This is a genomic window from Kitasatospora sp. NPDC002965 (assembly GCF_040611255.1).
Taxonomy (GTDB): domain Bacteria; phylum Actinomycetota; class Actinomycetes; order Streptomycetales; family Streptomycetaceae; genus Kitasatospora.
Map to the genome: position 1 here is coordinate 1 of NZ_JBEXNT010000214.1, position 10,263 is coordinate 10,263.

The following is a 10,263-nucleotide window of genomic DNA, read 5'->3' on the forward strand; positions in this document are numbered from 1 at the left end:
CCGCGGTCAGTGGCCGTGCCCGCCTGCGGCCGTGGACCTCCCCGGCCGCTCGGGCCTGCCCGGCCGGTCCGGCGCGGGCGCCTCGGCGGCCAGCAGGACGCGGCGCAGCAGGTCGGAGAGCCGGCGCCGTTCGTCCGGCGTGAGGACGCCGAGCAGGCGCCGTTCCTCGCGGCCGACCACGTCCAGCGCCTCGCGCCAGGCCGCGCGGCCCGTCTCGGTGAGCCGGACGTCGACCCGCCGCCGGTCCCCGGTGGAGGGGGTGCGGACGACGAACCCGCGCCGTTCGAGTGCTTCGAGCCGGCCGGTCACCGAGGCCGGTGCCAGGTTGAGGTCGTTCCGGAGCTCGGACGGGGCGGCATGGCCGCCGCGCCCGGCCAGCTCGTGCAGGGTGTCGAACTCGTGCTTCTGCAGGCCGTAGTCGGCCACGCCCTGTTCGCGCACGCGGCCGAGGTGGCGGGAGAGCTTGCTCATCCGGGTGACGGCGCCCTCGATGTCCGGGTCGAGGTGCGGCAGGACCGGCCGCCAGCGTTCGACGTGGCCGTCGGTCCAGTCGCGGAGCTCCTCCGCCCGCGCCTCGTCCGGGGGCTGCCGGTCGGCCGGTCGGTCGGGGCGGGGGGCGCGCGTCATGGCACGAGTCTAGGCGGCGGCACGTCACGGCCTGTCACGTCGGACCCACATTATTTCGTTGCCGAAATTTCGGTACCGAAATATAGTCCCGTCCGTGACCCACCCTCTGCGACTCCGCGACTTCCGCCTGCTCTTCCTCGGCCGGGCGGTCTCGACCCTCGGCGACGCCGTCGTCCCGGCCGCGCTCGCCATCGCGATCACCCGGGCGACCGGCTCCTCCTCCGCGCTCGCCCTGGTCCTGGGCTGCGCCATGGTGCCGCGCCTGCTCCTCCTCCCGCTCGGCGGCGTCGTCGGGGACCGCTTCAATCCGCGCCTGATCGCGCTCACCACCGACCTGGTCCGGGCCGCCGCCCAGATCCTCGTCGGCCTCGAACTGCTCGGCGGCGAGCCCCGGTTGGCGCACATCGCCGTCGCCGAGGCGGTCGGCGGCATCGCCTCCGCCTTCGCCATGCCGACCGCCTCGCCGCTGATCGCGGCCACCGTCGAGGGCCCGCTGCGGATGCGCGCCAACGCCCTGCTCGCCTCCGCCACCAACGCCGCGCGGCTCGGCGGCCCCGCACTGGCCGGCCTGCTGGTCTACACGGCGGGCGCCGGCTGGGCGTTCGTCCTGGACGGCGCCTCGTTCCTGGTCAGCGCCGCGCTGATGTCGCGGCTGAGGGTCCGCCACACCCCGGGCGGCCGTCGCCCGCTGCGCGCGGACCTGGCCGAGGGGTGGAGCGAGCTGCGCGCACGCGACTGGTACTGGACCAGTCTGATCGGCCACGGCGTCTGGAACGGCGCCAGCGCCGTCCTGCTGACCCTCGGCCCGCTCATCGCGGCCCAGCGGCTCGGCGGTGACGGCGTGTGGATCGCCATGACCCAGGCCGCCGCCTTCGGGGTGCTGGCCGGTTCGCTGATCGCCGGGCGGGTCCGGCCGCGACAGCCCGTCCTCGTCGCCAACCTGGGCCTGGCCCTGTACGCGCTGCCGCTGACGGCCCTCGCCGTGAGCGCGCCCGCGCCGGTCACGGTGACCGCCTACGCGCTGGCCATGACCGGGCTCGGCTTCCTCAACCCGGTCTGGCAGACCGTCGTCCAGCAGGAGTTCCCGGCCCAGGTGCTGGCCAGGGTCACCTCCTACGACTGGCTGCTCTCCCTCGCCGCCGCACCGCTCGGCTACACGCTGGCCCCGCTCGCCGCCGACGCCTGGGGCAGCACCGGGCCCCTGCTCGTCACCGCCGCCCTGGTGGCGCTCGCCTGCGCGGGCACCGCGGCGGTACCGGGCGTGCGCCGGATCGGGCGCATCGGACCGAAGCACGGGGCCTCGCACGAGGGGCAGGAGCGGCCCGCACGGCCGGAGCCGGCGCGCCCGTAGTCGCCCCGCCGGCCGGTGCGCACGCCCGTCCGCACGCCGGCGGCGGCCGATCCGGAGGCTCCCGCCGGCCACCCCGGCCGGGCCCCTACGATACGAGCATGATCGCCTATACCCCAGCGGCCTTCTTCTTCCTCCTCTGCGGGATCGGAGTCCTGCGGGACCGCCGCCAGTTCAGCAACGCCGTCCTGCTCGGCCTCGCCATGTCCTTTCTCGCGCTCGCCCTGATCGCCGAGCTGCGCAAGGCGCCGACGCTGGTGGCGGAGCTGGCGGCGGTCGCGATCATCCTGGTTCCGGCCACCGGCACCCTGGCCCTGATCGGCTTCCTGATCTCCAACGGGCTCACCATGGTCCGCAAGGAGGGGTGGCGGCTCGCCAACCTGCTCTCGCTGCTCGCCGGACTCGGCATCCTCGCGGTGATCGGCCTGCTCGTGGCGGCGCTGGCCACCCACTCGGTCCGGCTCGGCATCGTCGCCGGAACGGCCGTCCTGGTGGTCGGCTACGTCTCCTTCCTGTTCGTCTGCTTCGTCGGCTACGCCTTCCTCTACGGACGCCACCGCCCACGCCGCGACGTCGACTTCGTGGTGGTGCTCGGCTCCGGACTGATCGGCGGGGAGCGGGTGCCGCCGCTGCTCGCCAGCCGGCTCGACCGGGGCCGCGAGGTCTACGACCGGCAGGCCGCACGCGGCAACCCGCCGGTCCTGATCGCCTCGGGCGGGAAGGGGTCGGACGAGAAGGTGGCGGAGTCCCACGCGATGGCGGGCTACCTCGTCGAGCGCGGCTTCCCCCCGGAGCACCTGGAGCAGGAGGACCGCTCGCGCACCACCGAGGAGAACCTGGTCTTCAGCAAGGTGATCATGGAGCAGGCCCGGCCCGACTACCGCTGCGTCATCGTCACCAACAACTTCCACGCGTTCCGCGCCGCGCTCATGGCCCGCAAGACCGGCGTCAACGGGCAGGTCTTCGGCTCGCCGACGGCCGCGTACTACTGGCCGAGCGCGACCATACGCGAGTTCGCGGCGGTGTTCCTCGCCCACAAGCTGGTCAACTTCGGGATCTGCGGCTTCCTGGCGGTCTGCGGACTGCTCGCGGCCACCTACTGACCGGCCGCGCCGCCCGTCCGGACCGGCCCCCGACGCCTTTGACGAAAGGTTGACCTGCTCACGGCAGAATGTTGGGGGCCTCGAATCCTATGGTCGGCGCATGCCTCCACTGCCCGCCGGGAGGACCGCCCTGCCGGTCCTCCCGTACCGCAAACCCACGCCCGGACGCGACTACTGGGTGATCGACGACGTCCTGCCCGACCCCGACGCCGTCCGGCGACGCTGCCTCGACCGCGGCGAGTGGACCGAGGGCCACCCCTACCGGCCGGAGGCCTGGCCCGGACTGCGGACCATGCCCGGGCTCGAACCCGACGAACTCGCCCGGGTCGAGACCCTGGTCCGCAGGGCCACCGGCGCCCGGCGGCTCTGGGTCCGGAGCACCCCTGTCGGCGGCACCCTCAACCACAACTGCGTCCAGGTCGTCGGCGCCGGGGAGTCGCAGCCGCGCCCCCACACCGACTCCCGCGCGCTCTGCCGCTTCGCGGCCGTGCTCTACCTCAGCCCCGGCGCCCCCGGGGACGCCGGCACCGGCTTCTACCGCCAGCAGTTCCCGGGAGGGCGGCTCGGCGGCAACCTCGTCACCGCGCCGCACCACAACCTCGTCGAGGCCCTCGGCACCCGGCGCGTCCCGTCCGACGCGTTCGTCGAGGACGTGCGCGTGCCCAACCGCTACAACCGGCTCCTGCTGTACCACGCCAACCTCATCCACAGCGCCACCGGCTACTACGGCCTCACCCCGGAGGACCGGCGCATGACGGCGGTCTTCTTCTGGATGGCCTGACCGCCGGGCCCCACGGCCCGCCCACCCGCCCGCGCCGGGTTGGCAGCGGTCCGGCGGGGGGAGGTGGGGCGTATGGAGAGTGCGCACCCGTCCGACCCCGCCGCCGCGACCTCATCGGCCGCACCGCCCCCGTCTCCTCCCCCGCCGCTGCCGCGACCGGTGACGGAAACGGTGCGGCCGGAGTGGGGCGGGATCGACCGGCTGGCGACGCTCGACCTGCTTCGGCTGATGAACGCCGAGGACCGGACCGTCGCCACCGCGGTGACCGGCGCACTGCCGCGGATCGCCGCCGTGGTGGACGCGGTCGCCGCCCGGATGGGCCGGGGCGGGCGGCTGGTCTACGCCGGCGCCGGGACGGCCGGGCGGCTCGGCGTCCTCGACGCGAGCGAGTGCCCGCCGACGTTCAACACCGGGCCGGGCCGGGTGGTCGGGCTGATCGCGGGCGGACCGCAGGCGCTGCTGCACGCCGTGGAGGGGGCGGAGGACCGCCCGGAGCGGGCCGTCGCCGACCTGGACGCGCTGGCGCCGACGCCCGACGACACCGTGATCGGGCTGTCGGCCTCGGGCCGCACGCCGTACACGGTGGCAGCCGTCCGGCACGCGCGCACGGCCGGGGCCCTGTCCGTGGGGCTGTCCTGCACGGCGGGCTCACCCCTGGTGGCCGCGGCCGAGCTGGGCATCGAGGTGGTCGTGGGGCCCGAGGTGGTGGCCGGTTCCACCCGGCTGAAGGCGGGGACGGCGCAGAAGCTGGTGCTGAACCTGATCTCCACGGCGGTGATGGTCCGGCTCGGCAAGACGTACGGGAACCTGATGGTCGACGTACGGACCGGCAACGCCAAACTGCGTGACCGGGCCCGCCGGATCGTCACCGAGATCACCGGAGCGGACGAGGCGACCGCGCGGCGCGCACTGGCCGCGACCGGCGGCGAGGTCAAGGACGCCGTCCTGGTCGTCCTCGCCGGGGTCGACGCACCGGCCGCCGCGCAGTTGCTGGCCGCCTCCGGCGGGCGCCTGCGCGACGCCCTGGAGCTGGCCCGGCGGCCGGTCGGGACGGCGCAGGAGTAGGCCGGAGGTCAGTCCAGGCGGACGGCCGCCCGCCCGACCACCTCGCCGAAGCGGGGCAGGTTCAGGCCGACCGCCGCCCGGTGCTCCTCCTCGGTCAGGGCGGCCAGCGCCTCCTCGACGAACAGCAGCGCGTAGCCGTGGTCGGAGGCGGCGCGGGCGGTGGACTCGACACCGAGGTTGGTGGCGATGCCGCCGAACACCAGGGTCTCCACCCCGCGTTCCCGGAGCAGCTCGTCCAGCCCGGTGCCGTGGAAGCCGCCGATCGTGCGTTTGACCACGACCTCGTCGGCGGCCTCCGCCACCTCGGCCACCAGCTCGCTCCCCGGCGGCTGCTCGACCACGCCCGGCCGCTCGACGCGGATCGCGATCACCGGCGCGCCCGCGGCGCGGAACGCCTCCGCGAGGTCCAGCGAGGCGGCCACCACCTCGGCACCCGTGCGCGGGGCCAGCGGCAGAGCGGCGATCCGGGGCATCAGATCGACCAGGACGAGGGCGGTGCGGGCGGGATCAAGGGTCTGCATGGTCGCTCACGCTAGCGGAACGGCGTCGCGCCCCACCCGCCGCACCGATCTCCGCCCGCTCGACCCGCTCGGCCCCGCGTCCGGCGGGGACACGAGGGCACGAGGGCACGAGGACACGGGGCCGGAGCGGGGCGGGAGTGCCGCGCCGCAGCCCGGGGGCCGAGCGACCGGCGCGCGGCGTGCCTCAGGCCTCCTGCGTTTCGAGCCAGTGCAACAGCACGGCTCGCTCGGCGTCGGTGCCGACCGGCTGGGCCGGATCGAGCGCCCACGTGCGGATCCGCCGGACGGTCTCCGCGTCGAGGTCCAGGTAGAGGCGCCAGTGGGAGCGCGGGTGGCAGTCGGAGTCACGGGGTTCGCCGCACTCGTGGCAGTGGGTGAAGAAGGCGTCGACCAAACGGTGCACGATCGTCTCGGCGGACATGGACGGCGGTACTTCCTCACATACTCGGCTCGCGCCGCCGGTCTCCGCGGACCGGCGGGCCCGCACTCCAGGGTGCGGGCCCGGGCGGACGGACGGGAGGGACCAACGTCCCGCGCACGGCGGAGGCCCGGTCCCCGTGGGGGTGGGGACCGGGCCGTTCGGGAGGGCCGTTCGCCGGGGAGGCGGCCCCGTCTCAGCCCCGGCCGGCGGACTTCTGCGTGCGCCGGGAGACCGAGTCGAGCACCACCGCGGCGAGCAGCACCGCGCCGGTGATCATGTACTGGATGGCCTGGGCCGCGTGCACCATGTCCAGCCCGGTGGTGATCGACTGGATCACCAGCATGCCGAGCAGGGCGGACCAGGTGCTGCCGCGCCCGCCGAAGAGGCTGGTCCCGCCGATGACGGCTGCGGCGATGGCGCTCATCAGCACGTTGCCCCCGCCGAGGAGCTTGTCGGCCGAGCCCTGCTGGGAGGCGATGAAGAGCCCGCCGAGACCGGCCAGCGCGGCGGAGATCATGAACACCGAGATCCGGATCCAGGCGACGTTGATGCCGGCCCGGCGGGCGGCCTCGATGCCGCCGCCGACCGCGAAGATCTGGCGTCCGTAGGAGGTGCGCCGGAGCACGAAGTCGGTGAGGACGACCACGCCGACCAGCACGACCAGCGGCAGCGGCAGGCCGCTGTCCTGGTTGAGCGTGTAGGCGCCGACCAGGGCGACGAGGGCCAGGCCGCCGGTGCGCAGCGCGATGTCGCCCAGCGGCCTGGCCGGCAGGCCGGCCGCGGTGCGGCGCCGGGCGGTGAGGAGCTGTGCCGCGAGGAAGCCGCCGATGGCGAGGACGGCGAGCAGCCAGGCGAAGGAGATGTCGCCGTCGCCGAGGAAGTAGTTGTCGAGATGGGCGACGACGCCGTCGTTGATGTTGTTGACGGTGCCGAGCCGGCCGAGCACGTAGTCCTGGAGGCCGCTCCAGGCGAGCATGCCGGCCAGGGTGACGACGAAGGCGGGCACGCCGATCTTGGCGAAGAAGAAGCCGTGCAGGGCTCCCATCGCGGCGGCCGTGAGCAGGGCGATCACGATCGCCAGCCACTCGTTCACGCCCTGCCGCACGGCGAGGACGGAGGTGACGGCGGCGCAGACGCCGGCGACCGAGCCGAGCGAGAGGTCGATCTCCCCGAGCAGCAGGACGAAGACGACCCCGACCGAGATCAGGCCGTAGCCGGCGATCCACTTGGTGATGTTGGTCAGGTTGTCCGCTTGGAGGAAGTGGCCGGTGACGCTCTGGAAGATGACCGCGATCAGGATGAGGCCGATCACGACCGGCAGCGAGCCGAGGTCACCGCTGCGGATCTTGCGGCGGAACTCCTCGGCGTACCCGGCGAAGCCGCCCTGGCGGACCAGCAGGCGCGGGTCGGTCGCGGTCGCACTCCCGTCGGTGGGCCCGGCGGTGGGGGTGGTCTGGCTGGTGGTCACTTCGCTTCCTCCGCGATACGTGCCTGGCGCCGGGTGACGGCGTTGTCGGTGGCGCCGGTGATGGCGGAGATGATCTCCTCGGGCGTGGTGCCGGCGACCGGGAAGACGCCGTTGTTGCGGCCGAGCCGCAGGACGGCGACGGTGTCGGCGACCGCGCGGACGTCCGCCATGTTGTGGCTGATGAGGATGACGCCGAGGCCGCGCTGGCGGAGCCGCTCGACCAGGTCGAGGACCTGCGCGGTCTGTTCGACGCCGAGCGCGGCGGTGGGCTCGTCGAGGATGACGATCTGCGGGTCTCCGACCAGGGCGCGGGCGATGGCGACGACCTGGCGCTGTCCGCCGGAGAGCGCGGCGATCGGGATCCGCACGCTGGGGATGCGGATCGACAGGGTGTCCAGCAGCTCCTTGGCCCGGCGCTCCATGGCGACCTCGTCCAGCGCGCCGCGGCGGCGCAGTTCGCGGCCGAGGAACAGGTTGGCGACGACGTCGAGGTTGTCGCAGAGCGCGAGGTCCTGGTAGACGGTGGCGATGCCGAGCGTCTGGGCGTCCTGGGGCCGGGCGATCCGGACCGGGCGCCCGTCCCAGGTGATGGCGCCCTCGTCGATGGGGTGGACGCCGGCGATCGTCTTGACCAGGGTGGACTTGCCGGCGCCGTTGTCGCCGACCAGGGCGAGGACCTCGCCGGCGTGGACGTCGAGGTCGACGTCGGTGAGGGCCTGGACGGCGCCGAAGCGCTTGGAGACCGCGCGCAGCGCCAGTACGGGTGCGCCTGTCACGTGAACCATCTCCTGCGTGGGTGTGCGTGGCGGGGGTGGGTGGGTGTTCGCGGGGCTGTGGGACCCGCGAGGGGGTGGTGCTCGCGACGTGGTCGTGTCGCGACGGGGCGCGTCCGACCCGGCGGTGCTCGCGACGCGGTGGTGCTCGCCGGGGTGCTCGCGCGGTCGGGGGTGCCGGTCGGCGGGCGAGCGGCCGGGCCTCGGGCCGGCGCTCCCCGGTGGGCCGGGGAGCGCCGTGGCGGTTCGCCGGAGCCGGTCGGACGGCCCTGTGGGAACTGCTAGTTGATGCCGGCGGCGGTGCAGCCGGCGGCGTAGTCCGCGGTGCAGATGTCGGCGGGCTTGTAGAGGCCGTCGGCGATCACGGTGTCCTTGATGTTCGCCTTGGTGACGATCTTGGGCTGCAGCAGCTTGGCCGGGATGCCCTTGTCGGTCTCGCTGTCCACCGTGGTGGAGGCGACGGCCTTGACGTCCTTGCCCTGCAGCAGGCTGACGGCCAGTTCGGCGGCGTTGTCGGCGAGCGGCTTGTAGGCCTTGTAGATGGTGTAGGCCTGGTCACCGGCGACGATCCGCTGGACGGCATCGAGGCCGGCGTCCTGACCGCCGACCGGGACGGTGATGCCGGCCGCCTTGAGCTGGGTGATGATGGCGCCGGCCATGCCGTCGTTGGCGGAGTAGACGGCCTGGAAGCCGTCCTTGCCGAGCTGGGTGATGGCGGCGCCGGTCTTCTGGCCCGCGACGGTGGGCTTCCACTCGCCGGACTGCTCGTAGACCACCTTCTTGATCTTGCCGTCGAGCACCTTGTGGGCACCGGACTTGAAGAGGGCGGCGTTCGGGTCGGCCTCGTCACCGTTGATCATCACGATGTTGGCGTCGGCGGCCCTGCCGCCGAGGGCGTCCAGCAGGGCCTGGCCCTGGAGCTCGCCGACCTTCTCGTTGTCGAAGGAGACGTAGGCCGCGACCGGGCCGGTGGCCAGCCGGTCGTAGGCCACGACCTTGACGCCCTTTCCGGCCGCCTCCTTGACCCACGACTGGGTGGACTTGGCGTCGAAGGCGTCGAGGACGATCACCTTCACGCCCTCCGCGATCAGGGTGTCGAACTGCTGCTTCTGCTTCGCGGCGCTGCCCTCGGCGTTGCTGTAGCGGACCTTGCAGTCCGGGCAGAGGGCGGTGACCTTGGCCTCGATGAACGGGCGGTCGAAGGACTCGTAGCGGGTGGAGGATGCGTTCTCCGGCAGGAGCAGGCCGATGGACTTGGTGTCCCCGGAGCTCGCGCTGTCCTTCTTGTCTCCACCGGCCTTGCCGCAGGCGGCCATGGACAGGGCCAGTGAGACCGCGGCGGTGCCGACGAGGACGCGACGCATCGTTGCGTTCATGGGGGGTGCCTCCGTGACAGGTGCCGCAGCGCTGCGGCGAGGTGGGAGGAGTTAACCCGGCCCCGTCAGCTGGCGTCAATAAGTAAATTCAAGCTCTCCTCAATCCCGACTCTTTCGTTATCTTCATGAACGCCCGATCGGGATTGAAACCTGGAGATTCCTCCGAGTCGAGCTATGACAGGACATGACAGAACGGACGAATCCCTCCAGAAAATGGGCCCCACCTGGTACGGACCTGAGGGAAAGCCGAGCGGAGCGCGCACGGACCGAGCCGAGCGACCATCCGAGGCCCTCTTGACAGGAACAGGGCAGGTCGACTCAAGCGTTCAAGAGTTTGATCAACCGTCAGAGAGAAGGGGTGACGTACGAGCCCGGTAGCGGCCGGGCGTCGTCCCGAAGAGCCGGTTGAAGGCGTGCGAGAGCGCGTACGGGGTCGCGTATCCGACCCGGCGGGCGATGACGTCCAGCGGCTCGGCGGTCTGCTGGAGCAGCGCCGCCGCGCGCGTCATCCGCCACCAGGTGAGGTAGGCCATCGGCGGACGGCCGACCAGCCCGGTGAACCGCCGGGTGAGGGTGGCCCGGGAGACCCCGGCGTGGGCGGCGAGGTCCTCGGTGCTCCAGCCCCGCGCGGGGTCCTCGTGCAGGGCCCGCAACGCGGCGGCGACGACCGGGTCACCCAGCGCGGCGGACCAGCCACCGCCCCGCGCCCCCGCCGACCCCGGCCCCGGCCCCGGTCCTCCGGCGGCGGCGGCGGCGGCGGCCGGACCGTCCTGCGCCCCG

11 protein-coding genes are annotated in these 10,263 nt (G+C 73.5%); 4 read left to right on the forward strand and 7 right to left on the reverse strand.

The features are described from left to right. Positions 1-6: 6 nt before the first annotated feature. Positions 7-627 (reverse strand): MarR family transcriptional regulator, encoded by a 621-nt coding sequence (locus ABZY91_RS40055; protein ID WP_355408960.1) that lies wholly within the window; start codon positions 625-627, stop codon positions 7-9. A 94-nt stretch (positions 628-721) separates the two neighbouring features. Between ABZY91_RS40055 and ABZY91_RS40060 the strand changes: the two genes are divergently transcribed. The 4 genes from ABZY91_RS40060 to murQ all read left to right on the forward strand — a co-directional run bounded on the left by ABZY91_RS40060 (position 722) and on the right by murQ (position 4,924). Beyond that, positions 722-1,978 carry an MFS transporter gene (locus ABZY91_RS40060; RefSeq protein WP_355408962.1) on the forward strand — a complete coding sequence of 419 codons (1,257 nt, stop codon included), beginning with the start codon at positions 722-724 and terminating at the stop codon, positions 1,976-1,978. A gap of 98 nt (positions 1,979-2,076) precedes the next feature. Continuing rightward, the gene (locus ABZY91_RS40065; protein ID WP_355408964.1) at positions 2,077-3,078 is read left to right on the forward strand and encodes a YdcF family protein; all 1,002 of its coding nucleotides are present in this window, start codon (positions 2,077-2,079) and stop codon (positions 3,076-3,078) included. A 100-nt stretch (positions 3,079-3,178) separates the two neighbouring features. Further along, positions 3,179-3,859, forward strand: a complete 681-nt coding sequence (locus ABZY91_RS40070) for a DUF6445 family protein (protein ID WP_355408966.1) — start codon at positions 3,179-3,181, stop codon at positions 3,857-3,859. Between the two features lie 159 nt (positions 3,860-4,018). Then, entirely contained in the window at positions 4,019-4,924 is a 906-nt protein-coding gene (gene murQ, locus ABZY91_RS40075) for an N-acetylmuramic acid 6-phosphate etherase (protein ID WP_355408968.1), read from the forward strand. Positions 4,925-4,932: 8 nt separating this feature from the next. On the opposite strand, the gene ABZY91_RS40080 is transcribed toward murQ, so the two are convergent. The 6 genes from ABZY91_RS40080 to ABZY91_RS40105 all read right to left on the reverse strand — a co-directional run. Continuing rightward, positions 4,933-5,445, reverse strand: a complete 513-nt coding sequence (locus ABZY91_RS40080) for an isochorismatase family protein (protein WP_355408970.1) — start codon at positions 5,443-5,445, stop codon at positions 4,933-4,935. Positions 5,446-5,629: 184 nt separating this feature from the next. After that, positions 5,630-5,866: a hypothetical protein gene (locus ABZY91_RS40085; RefSeq protein WP_329875645.1), complete on the reverse strand. Its 237-nt coding sequence runs from the start codon at positions 5,864-5,866 to the stop codon at positions 5,630-5,632. 193 nt (positions 5,867-6,059) lie between these two features. Next, the gene (locus ABZY91_RS40090) at positions 6,060-7,334 is read right to left on the reverse strand and encodes a sugar ABC transporter permease (protein ID WP_355408972.1); all 1,275 of its coding nucleotides are present in this window, start codon (positions 7,332-7,334) and stop codon (positions 6,060-6,062) included. Next, positions 7,331-8,119, reverse strand: coding sequence for an ATP-binding cassette domain-containing protein (locus ABZY91_RS40095; RefSeq protein ID WP_355408974.1), 789 nt, complete (start codon positions 8,117-8,119; stop codon positions 7,331-7,333). The genes ABZY91_RS40090 and ABZY91_RS40095 overlap by 4 nt, the downstream gene beginning before the upstream one ends. Positions 8,120-8,388: 269 nt before the next feature. Next, complete coding sequence (locus ABZY91_RS40100) at positions 8,389-9,483, reverse strand: substrate-binding domain-containing protein (protein ID WP_355408976.1); 1,095 nt, start codon at positions 9,481-9,483, stop codon at positions 8,389-8,391. A gap of 338 nt (positions 9,484-9,821) precedes the next feature. Next, the coding region (locus ABZY91_RS40105) for an AraC family transcriptional regulator (protein ID WP_355408978.1) at positions 9,822-10,263 on the reverse strand (442 nt) is incomplete at its 5' end.